This window comes from Chitinophaga caeni (assembly GCF_002557795.1).
Lineage (GTDB): Bacteria > Bacteroidota > Bacteroidia > Chitinophagales > Chitinophagaceae > Chitinophaga > Chitinophaga caeni.
Genome location: NZ_CP023777.1, coordinates 1,641,772 through 1,660,201, shown reverse-complemented (window position 1 = coordinate 1,660,201; position 18,430 = coordinate 1,641,772). Strand labels below are relative to the sequence as shown.

The following is an 18,430-nucleotide window of genomic DNA, read 5'->3' as shown; positions in this document are numbered from 1 at the left end:
TTTAACAATCGATCTCTTGCCCCCTCGGCTGGCGGGCAAGGGTTTCCAAATAAATAGAAGAAAAGGAAAAGGAACATGAAATTGATCCGACTTTGTTTAATACTCGTCTTGCTGGGATGGAATACCATTGCAAATGCGCAGGAGCAGGTGATTTCCCAAGAATCTAAAGTACTCTCTTTAGAGCAAGCGATAGACCTGGCTTTAAAGAATAACTACGATATCAGGCTTGCGCAAAACGTGGCAGAAGTATCAGCCAACGATTGGGCTTATGCAAACCTCGCATTAGCGCCTAGGCTAAATGGAACGGCTTCACGTAGATGGACAAATTCCGCGAGTCACCAGGAATTTGCAAATGGCAACAAGAATGATGTGAGCGGGATAAAGAATAATACTTCCTCTGCTTCCGTGGATCTTGAATGGACACTTTTCGATGGACTTAAAATGTTTGCAACACGTCAAAAGGTAGCCGCAATACGTGATCTCGGTGAATACCAAGTCAAGGATCAAGTGGTGAACACCGTAGCAAACGTTATAGCGGGATATTACAATATCGTGCAACAAAAGCAGCAGTTGAAAGCAATTACGGAGCAAATGTCAATTTCCGAAGAGCGCGTAAAACTATCCGATGCCAAGTTCCAAACGGGCTTGGGACCAAAAACGGATTTATTACAAGCGAAGGTAGACCTAAACGCACAAAAAGCGGCAAGGCTCAGGCAATTGACGCTCATCGCGCAAAGTAAATCCAGCTTGAATCAATTACTTGTAGTTAACCAATCCAACACGTTCTACGATGTAACGGATACGATCCCGGTAAACCTTCAAATCGATTATGCGACTATTAGAAATAATGTATTGAAAGCAAATACAGCATTAAAAGTAGGCGAACAAAACATCAATATTGCAAACCTTACCGTAAAAGAACGGAAAGGAGAATTTTTACCAACGATCAATTTTAATTCATCCTATACATATAATTTGAACAAATCGAACCAAGCGGTTAACCAGTTTAGTTCAATTTATAATCGTAACAACGGCTTCAATTACGGGTTTACTGCCTCGATCCCGATCTTCAACGGGTTGAATGCCCATAGGCAGTATAAAGCAGCCAAGTTGGATGTTGAATACCAGGAATTAGCGCAGGAAAATCAAAAAACACAGGTGCTATTGTTAGTAGATAATGCCTTCAAAGATTATCAATATTATAAAGATGCTATCGAGTTAGAAGAAGAGAATATTTTACTAGCCAAGGAGAACGTGATGGTAGCATTGGAAAGATTCCGCCAGGGAGTTTCAACCACTATTGAATTAAAAGAAGCCCAACAGAGCCTGGAAGATGGTTACAACAGGCTGATCACTGCTAGATACAATACTAAGTTAGCCGAAACAGAACTTTTAAGGTTAACTAATTCTTTGATGAATCCATAAAGTTATTTATTGACATACATGGATCTCATGTTGTTTTCTTTTGATTGTTTTATCTTGAAATCGCTTCAAAATTTTGGGGCGATTTTTTTAATACCCTTGCCGGCTCGAATCGCCCAATTTCAAACTATCGGTGATGGCATCGGCCTTCTTTTCGGAAAGATATTTAGCATATGATTGCTTGATAAAGAGTAGAAAATCGTATTCCGAAGCAGTTTGCAAAAATTGGTAGCTCGGGCGGTATTTCATCATGAAAGTATCTAATTCAGCTCCTTCCAACTTCGTCATCTTTTGTACTACTTCAGGGTTATATCTATAATCGATATATTTTTCCTTTTCCCAATATTCTAATTGGCCCCGGAACATTTCTTTCCTTTTACGCGCCTTGCTGGGCACCAAGTAAGTTAGTGCCGTAATAGGATTTGAGGGTAAGGTCTTCAATACGTCTAATGCGCCGGGCCTCTTATAATTAAAATAGCGGTCATATTCAGCACGGGTGCGCGCAGAATCCAAGCTATAAATACGCCCCCGGATATTAACCCCTTGCAAACCTATAATTTGTTTTTGCAGATCAATATTCATAATTGAAGAAACACTCGGTATCACGATTTGCGTTCTCACGTAGCTGATCATAGAAAACTCGATCGTATCTCCCGGGCGTGCCTCCACGAAATACCTCCCCGTTTCATTGCTTACCGTTCCTGCTCCCGAGGTTTTATTCCAAATACTAACTCCCGGCAATCCCACATGCGTATCGGCATCGGAGATCATACCATTAATACGAACGGTTTGAGCCACCGATTGCTGCATACCCACAAATAATAAAATGGAAATTAGCCCCGGGAAGAATAAGTAGATTTGCTTCATCATAAACCCTTCAAATATAACTTTACATAGTCAAACGAAAAGTTAAAAGTTTAAAAATTACTTCTAGCGCCTACCATGATACTATGCAAGCATTATTCCAATATCAAAACTCACAAAATAAAATATCTTTGAAAAATATTAGCCAGAAATTATGTCACACCGGATCATATTTGCTACGCAGCCTTATTATTACTTGGCAAACAATATCTTAGCCCTAACTGGCGACCGTTGGGAAAATGGAATTGTCGAGACCAGGGATTTCCCCGACGGCGAACATTACCAAAGGATTTTAAGCGATGTTAACGATAAAGAGGTAGTGATCATCGGCGGAACTATCAACGATACCGCTACGATGGAATTACTGGATCTGGCAGCAGGATGCGCACAATACGGTGCATTATCTTTGAGTATAGTGATACCGTATTTCGGGTATTCCACGATGGAAAGGGCGGTTAAAACCGGGGAAATAGTTAAGGCCAAGAACCGGGCGATGCTTTTTTCCAGCTTACCTGCCACCTCTTACGGCAACAAGATTATCATGATCGATCTGCATGTAGATGGCATTACATATTATTTTGATAATAATATCCGCCCCGTACATTTATATGCTAAAGAATTCGTTAAGCAAGCAGCCTTGCAATTAGCAGGCGGCAAAGAATTCGTTCTAGCGAGTACCGATGCCGGCAGGGCCAAATGGGTAGAATCCTTAGCGAATGATATGCAAGTAACCGCCGCATTCGTATTCAAAAAGAGGTTGTCGGGAGAAGAAACCATGATTACCGCGATCAGTGCAGATGTAAAAGATAAATTAGTTATTATTTATGATGACATGATCCGCACCGGGGGCTCACTTATTCATGCCGCGGAAGCATACAAAGAAGCGGGCGCCAGCGAGATATTCGTCATCACGACCCACGGAATATTCGCTGCGGATGGATTTGAAAGGATCAAAAACAGCGGCATAATTAAGCATATCATGTGTACAGACACGCACCCGGGCGCTTTAAAAATTAAGGATAAAATGCTAACGGTAGTTTCTGTTGCAGGGTTGATCGTTGATTATTTTCATGAAAATCCTTAGTGTATATGATAACATGCGAAATACTTACATACGGCAGCTGTGCGTACCACGAAATGGTACAACTCCGGGATGAGGTACTCAGGAAACCTTTGGGTTTAAGTTTTACAGAAGCATACTTACAGCAGGAAATCAACGATATATTATTGGCAGCACTAATAGGCGGTAAAGTAGTAGGTTGCTGCATATTAACTCCCGTTAATGATACCACCGTCCAATTAAGACAGATGGCCGTTTCACCCGGCTTTCAAGGGCAGCAGGTAGGTGCGCAGGTGCTGGCATTTGCAGAACGCCAGGCCAGGGATGGCGGTTTCAAAATATTGATGATGCATGCCAGGAAAGTGGCAGTTCCCTTTTACGGGAAGAATGGCTACGAAATAATAGGAGATGAATTTACCGAGGTAGGCATACCGCATTTCACGATGCAGAAGAGGTTATAACGATTTATTTTTATTAAGCCAACCTGTAATTTTTGTACAACTGCTGCAATAACAAGCTGAATGCCTGCCTTTCAGCCTCGGAAGAGAAAGCATTCGTGGGCACCAGGAAAAACGATTTAGAATCCTTGTATAAATAGAAAAAAGTGCGAGTTTCAACCACCTGTTTAAATTGCTTCCAAGGCAATAGCCGCTCCCCGGAAAAGGTGTTGATCAATATTCCCTGTTCATTCCAACGTAACCTGATATTTTCCTTGAAAGTAGAAGCACGGTTATAGGTGGATATCGGTAGCAAGAAGAAAAAGCAAGCATACATCAAGGTAACTACGGCCATTACAGCCGTTAATGCTTGAACATTTACGAAACCCAAGATAAAGCCCACCGCTGAAAATACGGCAAGGATTAACCCCGTGTACCTAAATACTTTTATTTCTCCCCGTTGCCAGAAATGATACCTTAAGGCATTAATGACCTCTTGCTTATTATAGGAAAATTCTAGAACCATCACGACAATCCATCCCGCGTTGAACTTGGCTTAGGCTATTTTGTAATTTGGTTATTATTAAAAAGAATATCGTCGCGGTAAGAAACTGGTTCTAAAGATTTGCGGAAAGCCGACGTACGCTTATTTAGATCCTCGGTATTGAGACCCGGAAAATTTTTCTTAATAAACTGCATATATTGTTGAAGAACCCTTGGATCTACTTTGAAAGGTATAGCCACATCTTCCCCATCATCAATATCCCGTTGTTGAACGTTATTATTGACTTTGGTTTCATTTTGCAAATACCATTTATATAAGTCGATCATGGCTTTGTCCAGCTCATTATCATCTACCTTATCAGCCTCACGTGGCAAACTCCATATAAATTCTTCGACCTTGCTGGTTTTAGCAGTAACTTTAGTACTTACTTTTTCGGATTTTTCCTTCTCACCATTTTTGCCGCCTTTATCTTTATCCTTATTTCCATTGTTGGCGACCTTCTTTCCATCCGAAGCAAGTGCTGAAGCAACCGTTACTGTCATAAGCAACAGTATACACAACAGCTTTTTCATACGGGTAAAGATTTAAATTAAGTGCCTAAAAATACAAAAATTAATTGATTGCATCTTGCTAATTTGGCTTTAACACCAGGTTTTATTCAATTTTTCACTTTTTTTAACATTAAATAACTAATAAAATAATTTAATAATATTTACTTCAGCCCTTACCACTCATCATTTTTATTGGATTTAATCATTAAAATTGTGAACATTTTCGTAGCGGATAATTTTTATAACATATTCATGAAGAAAGCATATCTAAATTGGAGCGGGGGGAAAGATGCCAGCATGGCCCTATGGAAATGCCAAAATTCCGGGGAATGGGAGATTTGTTCCCTGTTGACCACCTTATCTTCTGATTACCAGAGAGTTTCAATGCACGGCGTAAGGGAACAGTTGCTCGATCAACAAGCTGCCAGCACCGGCATTCCGCTGGTAAAGGCTTTCCTGGGCGCTTCCGCTTCCATGGAGGCATATAACAGCCTGATGGAACATCATTTGACCAGGTTCAAAGAAGCCGGGATCGAATCTGCCATCTTCGGGGACATCTTCTTAGAAGATTTGCGCCTATACAGGGAAACACAATTATCTAAAGTTGGGATAGAAGGGATTTTCCCACTTTGGAAACAGGAAAGTCAACATTTAATGCTCGATTTTATAAAGGCGGGATTCAAGGCGGTAGCGGTTTGCGTGAACGCAAAATACCTGGATGCTTCTTTTGCCGGTAGGGAGATAGATGAGAATTGGTTGGCCGATCTACCCGGTGGCGTTGACCCCTGCGGGGAAAATGGAGAGTTCCATACCTTCGTTTACGATGGCCCCATTTTTAAACAACCCATCCTATTTAAACCAGGTAAAGTAGTAGAACGATTTTACGTTCCAACGGCCAAAGATCAATCAAATTGCTATGATGCCACGCGCGACAACGCTACAAATTGGGATACCGCTTTTTACTATAAAGACTTGCTAGCCCGGTAATCTTAGGTAGCCCCTTGTTACAATCTATACTTACCTGCACGGGCGATTAACATTCTACAATGCTTATTTCATTGCCCCGCCTATGCCCAAGAACTCAACTTGCAAAATAAAGCCAATAAATGTTAAAATAATATTACTTCCGGGGATACGTAATTTAAAAACAAAAGCAATGGATGAACCATTGCTTTCGAGAGTCATTTACAGTGCATGAAGATTCACGCGGCGTAGGATATTTCGGTTTTTCATAGGACAGTAACCATATAAAAAATTAATACTGGAACAAATATAATAAAATAAATTAATACAGAATATATATCATATAATATTTTTATTAATCATAAAAGAAGCTGATTATTTTAAAGATCGAAAAATTGGCTAGGTAAAATTTAATTTATTCTAAAAACAATGTGATAATCGGTTCCCGGCAGTACAGGCCAAAAATGTAAGTTTTATCCTTTATGAGGATCAACTGTTATATATTTTAAAAAACTGGCTTGAAAATTTTGCCATGGAGCGCAATTTCAGTTCAATTTTTCACCTTTTGAGTCAATAAATATTAGAATGAAGCCGGGTAATGGCTACATCAATGAAAAGTGTTTAAATAGTATTAGAATTAATAAAGGGAGTGGTAGGCGGAAACTTGGGGGAAATAAAAAGGGCACCTAGAAAAGTGCCCCCAATTTGTTACTATCCTATGAAAACCCTATTTGAATACAAAGGTACACCCATGTTAACTTTATTTGAAATTTTCAGGCTGAGAATAACAAATTATTAACAAAGTATACAAGTAGCTCAAAGCAAGCAGTAGCCTTGTTTAGCAGCCTTTTCTTGTTATAACATATAGTCAATTATCCACATAAAATAGCCCCGTCTTATATTTATTTCACTCATATAGAATGATACATAATTAATAAAGACGGGGCTTCTATTTCTAAACTTGGCGATTTCGCTATTTTTCTCAACTACATCCCATGCTGTTTCCGCAGTTCAAACACTTATAACAGGTACCGCTCCGAACAGTGATATGACCACAGGTATTACATGCAGGGGCATCACTTTGCATGCTACGCATAAACTCTTGGGTACTGTCTCCTTCCGCCGCGCCCACCATTTTGGGATTCGTCGACTTCATCGATGCCGGCTGGGGCTGGGCTTGCGCTTTTACGCGAACGTTAGATAAACTTGGTTTTAATGCGGGAGCTTCCTCTTCTTCTCCTTCCCCGGTATTACCCGGCTCATCAAGCACATGTACCAAATCGGTACGTCCGAGGTATTCGTAGCCCAAAACCCTGAAAATATAGTCTATCAGCGAGGTGGCCGATTTAATATTGGGATGATCGACCATACCGGCAGGTTCAAACCTCGTGAATACAAACTTATCAACAAATTCTTCCAGCGGCACGCCATACTGTAATCCAACTGATACCGCTATCGCGAAACAGTTCATCAAGCTGCGCAAGGTAGAACCTTCTTTCGCCAGGTCGATAAAGATTTCTCCTAATGTGCCGTCACTATAATCGCCGGTTCTAAGGAAGATCGTTTGCCCGCCAACCTGTGCTTTCTGCGTAAAGCCCGTTCTCTTGGCAGGCAGGGTCTTCCTTTCCACGATCCTGGAAAGTGCCCGTTTCAGGGTCGTATCCTGGCTTGCCATCATCCTGTTATTAACCTCGTCCAGCAACTCCTCTATAGTTAATTGGTTCAGGTCAATAATTGCTGATGTGGGGCTGGTAATTTCAGCCGTAACTGTTTCGCCGGTAGATTTTTTCTTTTTATCGCTCTTATTACTCAGCGGCTGGCTCAATTTAGATCCATCGCGGTACAATGCGCAGGCCTTGAGGCCCAACTGCCAACTCAACATGTAAGCGTCGGCTATTTCTTCTACGCTTGCTTCGTTTGGTAGGTTGATTGTTTTGGAGATGGCCCCGGAAATGAAAGGCTGGGCAGCTCCCATCATACGGATATGCCCGTGTGCATGGATATAGCGTTGCCCTTTTTTACCGCATTTATTAGCACAATCGAAAATCGGGAGATCCTCTTCCTTCAAATAAGGCGCACCTTCCAGCATCATCGTTCCACAAATGTAATCGTTGGCAGCTTCGATTTCTTCATCGGTGAAGCCTAATTCATGCAAGAGACTGAATTCCAGGTTATAATATTGCCCAGGTGTGTAACCTAATCTTTGCAAACATTCTTCACCTAAAGTATAAACATTAAAAACAAAAGAAATATCAAATGAAGAGGCAACGGCTTTGTCTAACTTGGCAATTTCTTCGGCAATAAAGCCTTTTTCGCTGAGAGATTGCGTATTCACATAAGGCGCCCCGGCAAAGCTACCACTGCCTTTTGCATAATCAACAATAGCTTTAATCTCGGTAGGTTTATAACCTAAGTTTTGTAAAGCAGTCGGGATCGATTGGTTAATGATCTTGAAATATCCACCCCCGGAGAGCTTCTTAAATTTCACGAGTGCGAAATCGGGTTCAACCCCGGTGGTATCGCAATCCATCACCAGCCCGATAGTTCCCGTAGGCGCTATCACCGTAGCCTGTGCATTCCTATAACCATATTGTTCCCCGTATTTTACGGCATCATCCCAAGCTTTTGTGGCCGCCTTCAATAAATAATCCGGGCAATACTTGGCGTTTATACCCGCGGGTTTGATTTCAAGACCTTCATATGCTTCGACAGCATCGTACGCAGCTGCCCTATGGTTACGCATGACACGCAACATATCCGCTTTATTTTCATCATACTTGGGGAAAGCGCCCAGGTGCTGGGCCATTTCGGAGGATGTTTTATAAGCAGTCCCGGTCATGATGGCGGTGATAGCCCCGGCGATGCCACGGGCTTCTTCACTGTCGTAGGCAATCCCGCTAACCATGAGCATGGAACCGAGATTAGCGTAACCCAAGCCGAGTGTCCTGTATTGATAACTTAATTCAGCGACTTCCTTCGACGGGAATTGTGCCATTAATACGGATATCTCCAACACTACCGTCCAGAGGCGCACCGTGTATTCAAAACCCGGTACATCGAATGTATTGTTAGCTTCTTTATAAAACTTTCTCAAGTTTACTGAAGCCAAGTTACAGGCAGTATTATCGAGGAACATGTATTCCGAACAAGGATTGGAAGCATTGATTCTGCCGCCTGCCGGGCAAGTATGCCATTCATTGATAGTGGTATCAAACTGCGTACCCGGATCGGCGCAACGCCATGCGGCATAAGCAATTTGATTCCACACATCACGGGCTTTTACACTTTTCATCGGTTTGCCGGTAGAGCGGGCTATCAAATCCCAATCCCCATCTTGTTCTAAAACCCTGAAGAAACTGTTAGGTATGCGAACGGAGTTATTAGAGTTTTGGCCACTTACGGTCCTATAGGCTTCCCCTTCATAATCAGAAGAATAACCGGCATTTATCAATGCGGCTACCTTTTTTTCTTCTTCTACCTTCCAATTGATAAATGATAAGATTTCCGGGTGATCGAGATCAAGGCAGACCATTTTGGCAGCGCGGCGGGTAGTTCCACCGGATTTAATAGCGCCGGCGGCCCTGTCACCGATCTTGAGGAAGCTCATTAAGCCGCTGGAAGTACCTCCGCCACTTAACTTTTCACCTTCCCCGCGGATCGTGGAGTAATTGGTTCCGACACCGGAGCCATATTTAAAAATCCGGGCCTCCCTAACCCAAAGATCCATGATTCCCCCTTCGTTCACCAGGTCATCATCTACGCTGAGAATAAAGCAGGCGTGCGGTTGCGGCCTTTCGTAAGCAGAAGTAGATTTTTCGATCTTTTCCGTCTTCGGATTGACGAAATAATGGCCCTGGGCTTTGCCCTTGATGCCGTAACTTTCGTGCAAACCGGTATTGAACCATTGCGGTGAATTTGGGACGCAAGCTTGGTTGAGCATGCAATACACCAACTCTTCGTAAAAAATTTGCGCATCATTTTTCGAGGCGAAATAATTGTATTTTTCACCCCATACTTTCCAACAGTTGGCCATTCGGTGCACCACCTGTTTAACGGAAGTTTCCCTGCCGAGGGAACCGTCGGGTTGCGGTACCCCCGCTTTCCTAAAATATTTTTGTGCCAAAATATCCGTGGCAATTTGAGACCAAGCCGCCGGAACTTCCACGTTATTCATCTCAAAAACAACATCTCCCCCCGGGTTTCTTATGACCGATGATCGTAATTGGTATTGAAATTGATCATACGGATTGACGCCCTCTTTGGTAAAGTGGCGGGAGAAACTGAGACCCTTGCTAGTATTAACTTGGTTTTTCATGCCCTATATTTTTGAGGATTAGCAAATCGAAATTTATTATTATTGTAGCTTAGCTAATTTAACTTTTTAAAAAGCTAGATATCATAATTTATTATCCACAGTATGTGCATAATATAAACCATAGTCCAAATGAAACCCGGGGTTGTAAATGAACTAAATATCAGCATGAATGGTTTTAAGCTTTAGAAGCCATTCAATAGCTTATTAGAAAAAAATTTATACATTTGCGACAACCGGAACAATGCTAATTTGATGAACAATAAACTATATAGTTCCTTTATCGAGAGAAAGGCTAAAGGTCTGAAGTCGTTTGCAGTTTTAATTGATCCGGATAAGGTAACCCCTACCGGCATTGCCGATTTAACTGCAAAATGTACTGCTGCAAAGGTAGATTATATTTTCTTGGGAGGGAGTTTGGTAATAACCAATCACCTGGACGAATGCGTTCAGCAGATCAAAGCTACTTGTGATATTCCCGTAATATTGTTTCCAGGTAGCCCGTCCCAAGTATCAAAATATGCCGATGCCTTGTTTTACCTCTCCGTGATTTCCGGTCGTAACCCAGAATTACTGATCGGCCAGCATGTTGTTTCTGCTGCTGCCGTGAAGATGAGCGGGCTGGAAGTCATATCTACAGGCTATATGGTCATTGATGGTGGCGCTCCCACTACCGTTTCTTATATTAGTAATACTTACCCGATTCCTTCAGATAAAGACGATATCGCTCTTTGCACTGCCATGGCCGGAGAAATGCTGGGCATGAAAGTGATTTATATGGATGCCGGCAGCGGTGCCAGGAAACCCATCCCCGAGAGTATGATCCATCGCGTTGCCAGCCACGTAGAAGCACCTATTATAGTTGGCGGCGGCATTAGGGATGCTGAAAAAGCTTATCTCAACTGTAAAGCCGGTGCCGATATAATCGTTGTGGGGAATGCCATTGAAAAGGATCCCTCCTTGATCAAGGAAATTGCCGATGCCGTGCATAGCATACCGGTAAAATTGTGATCTGCCGTATAAGGCATTTGAAGATAAGGCCCCTGAAGATAAGGCTCGCGAGCCTTATCCAGCAAACGATCCAGCAAACAATCCAGCAAACAAAAAAAATTTCAATTAAAATATATACATTTGCACTGTTGAGAGCAAAATCCTGTTAAACAAACAGGGCCAACCGAAAGACAATGTGTTCCGTGCGCTAGAAAACCTTGGAATGAGCAGAGAACGACACCTTGCTTTTTATATTTATTACGGGATTGATTATAGCGGTATATGGCCCCGAGCGGCTCCTTCTATACTCTTCCCAATTAATAGACAAAACCAAACCATTAAGGAAATGATGCAAAATTTTGCAATTCATCTCTGTATGTTTCCGCATACGACCGCCCAAAAAAGGGCAATTTCCCAACGTTTTTATTTTGGATAACTATATAAACTACATTGGTGTGTATTTCTACACGCTAAACTGCCTTTTTTTCATAAGCAAAAATCAACCATCCGGGCCGTCTTTTTTAGGATGGCCCCAGTTTTTTTATAGATAATTGGGCGGCATGTTATTTTCATGAATTATGTATGCTATATACTCTTGCATTCTCATAATGCTCTGTATAAGGGATACCGGGTTAAATTATAATCGCATTACTAATATTTTTTCCTTTATCGTTCTACTTTGTTAAATATATTATTTTTTCCTGATTCTAATGCCTTTATCAAGAAAATTTTATCAAATTTTTATAAAAAAAATCACCGGTAAAAAGCCCGGTGATTCATGATATAATTTAAGATACTTGCTTTGAAGTAATGCTTATAGGCTCATCATTTCTTTAAATTTAACGGCTTGCCGGCGGCTTACCTCGATTTTCTCGCCGCCCTTCATCTCCAGTAATAAGCCGCCGTTGAAATAGGTATCAATTTTTTCGATCATCCTTAAGTTCACGATATGCTTCCTATTTGCCCTAAAAAACACCTTTTCATCGAGGCGTTCTTCCAAGGCATTTAGAGATTTTAATATCAAGGGTTTATTGTTTTCAAAATACACCCTGGCATAGTTGCCAACGCTTTCAAATAACCTTATTTCCTGCAATTTTACAAACCAACAGCGGTCGCCATCTTTTACAAACACCTGGTCGCTTTCGGATAAGATAGAACGCATGCCATTCGTGGTGCTGACCGTTTCTTTCTCTTCCACCTGGTGGAGCTTCTGGATGGCATCTGCCAAACGCTTGGGCTCGATTGGTTTCAACAGGTAGTCCAAGGCATTGTATTCGAAAGCCTTCAGCGCGTATTCATCATAAGCAGTAGTGAAGATTACCTGCGGGGCTCTTTCCAGCTCCGCTAACAGATCGAAGCCGGTTTTATCCGGCATCTGGATATCCAGGAATAATAAGTCCGGATGTAAAGATTCGATCTTCTCCAAGCCATCCTTCGCATTTATGGCTTCCCCAATCACCACGATCTCAGGATGGTCCGCTAGCAATTTTTTCAATTCGCTGCGTGCCAGTCTTTCATCATCAATTATCAATGCTTTCTTCATAAAGTACTCCTAGTTTTTGGCGGATGAATGAATTTGGTACGGTTGGCAGAAGAGCTATTCATTCATCTATTCCTAACGATACAAATTAATAGTTTTCTAGTGAATTAACACATCTTTGCTTTCAAAATATATCAAATATTGCTCCACATTGACATATACATTAATATAGCGGCATCAACACCTTTGCTTCTACCATGTGCTCACCTACATTCCTGATCTCGAATGAAGCGCGGTTACCGAATAATAAGCCTAGCCGCTGGTGTGTGCTCATTATGCCGAACCCGTTACCGCTGCTTTTAGCATTTTCTATAATTTGCCCCGTGTTCTGAATGGTAATCTCGTGCTGTTGTTGCTCGTTGATATGCGAACCGATCCGTATTATCCCCCCGCTGATTTCCTTTGAAATACCATGTTTAATGGCATTTTCGACCAAGGTTTGTAACATCATGGGCGGAATGGGTAATTCTAATGTATTTTCATCGATATCATATTTTACAACCAGGCGCTCTTCAAAGCGGATGGTTTCCAAGGCCAGGTAATCTTTCACGATACTTAATTCATTCTCAAGGCTCACGATTTCAGCTTTATCGGAAGCCATCGAACTTCTTAAAATATTCGACAACTCGGTAATGGCCGACCTCGCCCTTTGCGGGTTCTCATCAACCAGGGCCCGGATACTGTTCAAGGCATTAAAGATAAAATGCGGGTTCATCTGCGCCTTGATCGTTTTCAATTCCAACTCGCGCACCGTTGTTTCCAACCTCAATTTATCAAACTGGGCATTCCGGTGCTTTTCCACGTAGTGCCAGGTAAAATAGATCAACACCCAGAGGAATATGAATACCACCTGCTGCGGGTAGCTAACCGTAAAACGCCGGTTGAATAGGCTCATATTAAATACCCCGTTATCGAATAAGAACATCGCAACCAGGGAAAGCAACAAAACCATGAAAAAAGTGCAGATTATGATCCCGAAAAAGAAATAAATCAAGGCTTTTTCGAAGGACATTTCCAGCATTTTCAAACGGACAATCACCTTGCGAAGATAATGCGTACAAAGAATGCCGAAAATCATTACGAAGAAGGTATAAACAATCTCTTTCCATTGCACGCGCTCTGATTGACTGAACGCTACGAATAACAAAAGAAATGCATATCCACCCCAACCCACCAGTTGGCACCACCAATATTTAGAAAGTTTATTTATCATCCTTTGCATGCAAAAAATAGGTATTTCGCCCTATCTAACCAAAAATAGTATTTGGAAAAAAGCGTAAGAATCTATATTTTATCAATGGTGTTTAAATCCCTATAAATGGAAATTCACCCCAAACGCCATTTTTTCCAGGCTAAGTATTTTGCCAGATATTACGGCAAAACGTACGCCCATCTGAAAAAAACACGTATTTTTGACCCTATTATAAACCCTCGGATAATATGGAGATTACAGCAGGTCAATTGTTAAGCCAAATCGAGTACCCATCTGATCTTAGGAAGCTGACCAAGGAGCAATTGCACCAGGTATGCGAAGAATTACGGCATTTCATAATTGATGTCGTGAGCGTGCATGGTGGCCACTTCGCAGCTAGCCTGGGCGTTGTTGAGCTTACAGTGGCACTTCATTATGTGTTTAATACACCTTACGACCAACTGGTTTGGGACGTAGGCCACCAAGCCTATGGCCATAAAATCCTGACCGGTCGCAGATCTGTATTCCATACCAACAGGAAATATAACGGCATCAGCGGCTTTCCTAAAAGATCCGAGAGTGAATATGATACTTTCGGTGTCGGCCACTCCAGCACTTCTATATCTGCCGCATTGGGAATGGCTATCGCTTCCGCCAACAAAGGAGAACACGACCGCCAACATATCGCCGTAATAGGGGATGGCGCCATGACAGCCGGGATGGCTTTCGAGGCATTAAACCATGCCGGTGTCGCCAATGCGAATGTGCTGATCATACTTAATGATAACTGTATGAGCATTGACCCGAATGTCGGTGCTTTAAAAGAATATTTAACCGATATTACAACCTCTCCCACCTATAATAAATTACGGGATGATGTTTGGAATATGTTGGGAAAATTGCCTGTCGGCAAACGGTTTACCCGTGATATGGCTTCCAAGCTGGAAGCAGGGCTAAAAGGAATGGTCTCCAAGTCGAGCAACCTCTTCGAATCCCTCCAACTGAGATATTTTGGGCCGATTGACGGGCATAACATCGCCAAACTCGTGGATACTTTGCAAGATTTGAAAGATATTCCCGGGCCAAAATTGTTACATATCGTTACCACCAAGGGAAAAGGGTATGCATTGGCTGAAAAAGATCAAACCAAATGGCATGCGCCGGGTCTCTTCGATAAAATAACGGGTGAAATCATCAAGAAACCCTTCGAAAAACCTAATCCCCCGAAATATCAAGATGTTTTCGGTCATACGATCATCGAGCTGGCCGAACAAAACGATAAAATTATGGGGATTACCCCCGCGATGCCCTCCGGCTCTTCCCTCAAATTTATGATGGAAAAAATGCCGCAAAGAGCCATCGATGTTGGCATTTGCGAACAACATGCCGTAACGCTTTCCGCGGGTCTCGCCACCCAGGGCATGAAAGTATACTGTAACGTATATTCATCTTTCATGCAAAGGGCTTATGACCAGGCGCTGCATGACGTAGCCATCCAGGACTTACCGGTTGTTTTTTGCTTGGACAGGGCCGGCCTTGTTGGTGAAGATGGCGCTACCCATCACGGCGCTTACGACATCCCGTATATGCGTTGCATTCCTAACATGATCATCAGCTCACCGATGAATGAAGAAGAGCTGCGCAACTTGATGTACACCGCGCAACTTCCCGGCAATGCACATCCTTTCGTAATCCGTTACCCAAGGGGCGAAGGCGTTATGCCGGAATGGAAAACCCCGTTCAAAGCCATCGAAGTGGGTAAAGGGCGCAAAATTCAGGACGGCAGGGAACTTGCCATCTTATCAATCGGTCACCCTGGAAATTTTGTTGTAGAAGCATGCAAGGAATTAGTCAATGATGGTTTGCAACCCGCACATTACGACCTGCGTTTTGTAAAACCATTGGATGCTGATCTCCTACATGAAGTTTTTTCTAAATATAAGAAAATCATTACCGTGGAAGACGGTTCTATTCAAGGGGGCTTCGGCAGCGCGATCTTGGAATTCATGGCACAAAACAATTATATGGCGCAAGTTAAGATGCTCGGTGTCCCAGATGATTTCATCGAGCATGGCAAACCGGCAGAATTACACCGCTTATGCGGCTACGATGCCCAGGGAATTGCCAAGGCTGTGCGTGAAATGTTGAAAAACAAGGTCACAGTAAACGCAACAACTACAGTATAAAGCTGTTAACTTATAAAAGTTCTATTTAGAACCGCCTTGATGAAAGGCGGTTTTATTTTTAGGTATATTTTAAAAGTAATGAGCGATTTATATATACAACTCCGTATCCGCGAAGTGATCAAGGAAACTCCTTCTGCGAATACTTACGTTTTTGAATCAGTAGATGGGCAAGAGATCCCCTATAAAGCCGGGCAATTCCTCACGTTCCTCGTTAACCTGCACGGGACGGAATACCGCCGCTCTTATTCCTTAAGCTCAACACCGGGTGTTGATCCTTACCTATCAGTGACGATCAAACGGAAGGAAAACGGTGAAATTTCGAGGTATATCTTGAAGAACTGGAAACTCGGGCAAACCGTCACTTCCCTACAACCTTCCGGTAGATTTATTTTAAATCCTGCCATCGATCTGCAAAGAGATATAATCCTCCTGGGAGCAGGTAGTGGTATAACCCCTTTATTTTCGCTGCTAAAGCAAGTGCTATTCAAGGAAAGTCAAAGCAAGGTAACCTTGCTGTATAGCAATAAACACCCCTCGGGAACAATCTTCTACGAACAGTTGAATACATTGCAAGCTACCTATCCCGACCGGTTCAAGATTATATATATCTTCAGTGAACCGGATGAAATGAGCACTTTTTCATACCGGAGGATCAGCAATAGTTTGCTTACGACATTAGCGCCGCAACAGATTTATTACCAGGCACATAATGCGCAATTTTATATCTGCGGGCCCTTGGATTATATGAGGATGTGTATTTTTACTCTCAGTTTCCTTGGTTTTACGGAGGATCAGATTCACAAGGAAAACTTTACCGTAGATACCGATTACCTGATACAGAAGATTGGCGTTCCGAGTGATGATAGTCTCAAATCGGTTACTTTACAAACGCGGGGGACTGAACATCATTTAAAGATCCCGGGTAATAAAACCATCCTTGATGGCGCGCATGATCATGATATTTCCTTACCTTTTAGTTGCAAAGGTGGTGTTTGTGGTTCTTGCATGGCAAAATGTACGCGGGGCGAGGTTTGGATGTCGGTTAATGAAGTCTTAACCGATAAGGAACTATCAAATGGCTTCATCCTCACTTGCGTGAGCTACCCTGTAACTGAAAAAGTAACGATCGAGTGGTGATGAGCATAAAATTGACACATCAATTATTTTATGAAATATCCGGCAATTAAAATTTTATTGCTATTTATTGTTTGCGCCTTATTTATAATTGTTTGTTTTCAATTATTCTATGTACCCGTGCAAAAATTATTCCCATCATACTCCCCTTTGCTATTAGGAGAAATATTACTGGGAGCAATATTTTTATTGACATGCATCTTATTGTTTATATCCGTTCATAGTTATACGAAACATCAACAATCCTATTCTAAGCAGTACAAGCAATTATTTGACGAACACCCTGTCCCGATGTGGATATATGATACCCGTTCTTTAAAATTTCTTTCGGTTAACCAAGCCACGATTCAGAAATACGGTTATTCGGAAGATGAGTTCCTGGATATGACCATTGCTGTAATCCGCCCCACGGAAGACGTTCCCAAGCTTTATGAAGATATTCATCAGACCAAGTTCGATATTCCCTATAGGGGCATTTGGCGTCATAAAAAGAGAGATGGAACTGTTTTTTCCGTGGAAGTCTACTCCCACAGCACTTCTTACAGGGGGAAGCCCGGCAGGATCGTGATGGCGATCGACATTGATACAGAAATCAAGTCAACCATAACAGCGACGGAATTTGGTACCCGTTACGAGTTATTATCCAAGATGACGCCGGATTCTATTTATTACTTTAACATAAATACTAGGGAAGTGGCGCGCAATCACGGCCCTTATACAATATTCGGGTATGATAAGGAGAAAGATATCGTAAATACTTTCGAATGGTGGGAAACCAACATTCACCCGGAAGATAAAGAACAGGTGATGTCTTCCTTTTCCGAGCATGTTAAAAATAAAAAACAACGCTGGAAAGCTGAATACCGGTTCCGTTGTGCCGATGGCAGCTATAAAGACGTACTTGACAGGGCTTACCTCGTTTACCATGAAGATACCAGCCTGATGTATATAATCGGCGCTCAGCAGGATATCACGGAAAGGAAGCAGATCATCCAACAGTTAAGGCAGCAAAATAAGGTACTAAGGGAAATAGCATGGAGTAATTCGCATGAAGTAAGAAGTCCATTGGTAGCCATCCTCGGTATCGTAAAATGCATGAAAGAGGACATGGAAAACAACAGGGAGCTGGATCCTACCCTGGTTGAATTATTGTCAACTTCCGCCGAAAATCTCGACCAGGTGCTACATAAGATTCAAAGCAAAGTCAAAGACGATGACCAGACATGAACCATCCCATGGAAAATAAAAATCCCGGCGTAATGCCGGGATTAAGA

Annotated in this window: 14 protein-coding genes; 8 read left to right on the top strand and 6 right to left on the bottom strand. The window is 42.2% G+C overall.

Going from position 1 to position 18,430, the window contains the following annotated elements:
• The first annotated feature begins 75 nt into the window (after positions 1-75).
• Positions 76-1,425, top strand: coding sequence for a TolC family protein (locus tag COR50_RS06980; RefSeq protein WP_098193332.1), 1,350 nt, complete (start codon positions 76-78; stop codon positions 1,423-1,425).
• Positions 1,426-1,512: 87 nt separating this feature from the next.
• Here COR50_RS06980 and COR50_RS06975 read toward each other — a convergent pair whose 3' ends face one another.
• Positions 1,513-2,292 carry a carboxypeptidase-like regulatory domain-containing protein gene (locus tag COR50_RS06975; protein WP_098193331.1) on the bottom strand — a complete coding sequence of 260 codons (780 nt, stop codon included), beginning with the start codon at positions 2,290-2,292 and terminating at the stop codon, positions 1,513-1,515.
• Between the two features lie 148 nt (positions 2,293-2,440).
• Between COR50_RS06975 and prs the strand changes: the two genes are divergently transcribed.
• Positions 2,441-3,370, top strand: coding sequence for a ribose-phosphate diphosphokinase (gene prs, locus COR50_RS06970; RefSeq protein ID WP_098193330.1), 930 nt, complete (start codon positions 2,441-2,443; stop codon positions 3,368-3,370).
• A gap of 5 nt (positions 3,371-3,375) precedes the next feature.
• Positions 3,376-3,807 carry a GNAT family N-acetyltransferase gene (locus COR50_RS06965; RefSeq protein WP_098193329.1) on the top strand — a complete coding sequence of 144 codons (432 nt, stop codon included), beginning with the start codon at positions 3,376-3,378 and terminating at the stop codon, positions 3,805-3,807.
• A 13-nt stretch (positions 3,808-3,820) separates the two neighbouring features.
• Here COR50_RS06965 and COR50_RS06960 read toward each other — a convergent pair whose 3' ends face one another.
• Positions 3,821-4,309, bottom strand: coding sequence for a YcxB family protein (locus COR50_RS06960; protein WP_098193328.1), 489 nt, complete (start codon positions 4,307-4,309; stop codon positions 3,821-3,823).
• A 35-nt stretch (positions 4,310-4,344) separates the two neighbouring features.
• The gene (locus tag COR50_RS06955; protein WP_098193327.1) at positions 4,345-4,860 is read right to left on the bottom strand and encodes a hypothetical protein; all 516 of its coding nucleotides are present in this window, start codon (positions 4,858-4,860) and stop codon (positions 4,345-4,347) included.
• 231 nt (positions 4,861-5,091) lie between these two features.
• Here COR50_RS06955 and COR50_RS06950 point away from each other — a divergent pair, with 231 nt between their 5' ends.
• On the top strand, positions 5,092-5,826 hold the full coding sequence (locus COR50_RS06950) for a Dph6-related ATP pyrophosphatase (protein ID WP_098196125.1): 735 nt from the start codon (positions 5,092-5,094) through the stop codon (positions 5,824-5,826).
• A 958-nt stretch (positions 5,827-6,784) separates the two neighbouring features.
• On the opposite strand, the gene COR50_RS06945 is transcribed toward COR50_RS06950, so the two are convergent.
• Positions 6,785-10,117, bottom strand: a complete 3,333-nt coding sequence (locus COR50_RS06945) for a vitamin B12-dependent ribonucleotide reductase (protein WP_098193326.1) — start codon at positions 10,115-10,117, stop codon at positions 6,785-6,787.
• A gap of 252 nt (positions 10,118-10,369) precedes the next feature.
• On the opposite strand from COR50_RS06945, the gene COR50_RS06940 reads away from it, so the two are divergent.
• The gene (locus COR50_RS06940; protein ID WP_098193325.1) at positions 10,370-11,125 is read left to right on the top strand and encodes a geranylgeranylglyceryl/heptaprenylglyceryl phosphate synthase; all 756 of its coding nucleotides are present in this window, start codon (positions 10,370-10,372) and stop codon (positions 11,123-11,125) included.
• Between the two features lie 793 nt (positions 11,126-11,918).
• Here the strand turns inward: COR50_RS06940 and COR50_RS06930 are convergent.
• Positions 11,919-12,647 carry a LytR/AlgR family response regulator transcription factor gene (locus COR50_RS06930; protein ID WP_098193323.1) on the bottom strand — a complete coding sequence of 243 codons (729 nt, stop codon included), beginning with the start codon at positions 12,645-12,647 and terminating at the stop codon, positions 11,919-11,921.
• 160 nt (positions 12,648-12,807) lie between these two features.
• Positions 12,808-13,866 (bottom strand): sensor histidine kinase, encoded by a 1,059-nt coding sequence (locus COR50_RS06925; RefSeq protein ID WP_098193322.1) that lies wholly within the window; start codon positions 13,864-13,866, stop codon positions 12,808-12,810.
• Between the two features lie 218 nt (positions 13,867-14,084).
• Between COR50_RS06925 and dxs the strand changes: the two genes are divergently transcribed.
• The 3 genes from dxs to COR50_RS06910 all read left to right on the top strand — a co-directional run bounded on the left by dxs (position 14,085) and on the right by COR50_RS06910 (position 18,383).
• Positions 14,085-16,022 carry a 1-deoxy-D-xylulose-5-phosphate synthase gene (gene dxs / locus COR50_RS06920; protein WP_098193321.1) on the top strand — a complete coding sequence of 646 codons (1,938 nt, stop codon included), beginning with the start codon at positions 14,085-14,087 and terminating at the stop codon, positions 16,020-16,022.
• A gap of 78 nt (positions 16,023-16,100) precedes the next feature.
• Positions 16,101-17,159, top strand: a complete 1,059-nt coding sequence (locus COR50_RS06915; RefSeq protein WP_198405795.1) for a ferredoxin--NADP reductase — start codon at positions 16,101-16,103, stop codon at positions 17,157-17,159.
• 117 nt (positions 17,160-17,276) lie between these two features.
• Positions 17,277-18,383: a PAS domain-containing protein gene (locus COR50_RS06910; protein WP_198405794.1), complete on the top strand. Its 1,107-nt coding sequence runs from the start codon at positions 17,277-17,279 to the stop codon at positions 18,381-18,383.
• The last annotated feature ends 47 nt before the right edge of the window (positions 18,384-18,430 follow it).

Coding starts and splice junctions, on each gene's coding strand:
- COR50_RS06980 (WP_098193332.1), top strand. CDS start 76: ATGAAATTGATCCGACTTTGTTTAATACTCGTCTTGCTGGGATGGAAT.
- COR50_RS06975 (WP_098193331.1), bottom strand. CDS start 2,292: ATGATGAAGCAAATCTACTTATTCTTCCCGGGGCTAATTTCCATTTTA.
- prs (WP_098193330.1), top strand. CDS start 2,441: ATGTCACACCGGATCATATTTGCTACGCAGCCTTATTATTACTTGGCA.
- COR50_RS06965 (WP_098193329.1), top strand. CDS start 3,376: ATGATAACATGCGAAATACTTACATACGGCAGCTGTGCGTACCACGAA.
- COR50_RS06960 (WP_098193328.1), bottom strand. CDS start 4,309: ATGGTTCTAGAATTTTCCTATAATAAGCAAGAGGTCATTAATGCCTTA.
- COR50_RS06955 (WP_098193327.1), bottom strand. CDS start 4,860: ATGAAAAAGCTGTTGTGTATACTGTTGCTTATGACAGTAACGGTTGCT.
- COR50_RS06950 (WP_098196125.1), top strand. CDS start 5,092: ATGAAGAAAGCATATCTAAATTGGAGCGGGGGGAAAGATGCCAGCATG.
- COR50_RS06945 (WP_098193326.1), bottom strand. CDS start 10,117: ATGAAAAACCAAGTTAATACTAGCAAGGGTCTCAGTTTCTCCCGCCAC.
- COR50_RS06940 (WP_098193325.1), top strand. CDS start 10,370: ATGAACAATAAACTATATAGTTCCTTTATCGAGAGAAAGGCTAAAGGT.
- COR50_RS06930 (WP_098193323.1), bottom strand. CDS start 12,647: ATGAAGAAAGCATTGATAATTGATGATGAAAGACTGGCACGCAGCGAA.
- COR50_RS06925 (WP_098193322.1), bottom strand. CDS start 13,866: ATGCAAAGGATGATAAATAAACTTTCTAAATATTGGTGGTGCCAACTG.
- dxs (WP_098193321.1), top strand. CDS start 14,085: ATGGAGATTACAGCAGGTCAATTGTTAAGCCAAATCGAGTACCCATCT.
- COR50_RS06915 (WP_198405795.1), top strand. CDS start 16,101: ATGAGCGATTTATATATACAACTCCGTATCCGCGAAGTGATCAAGGAA.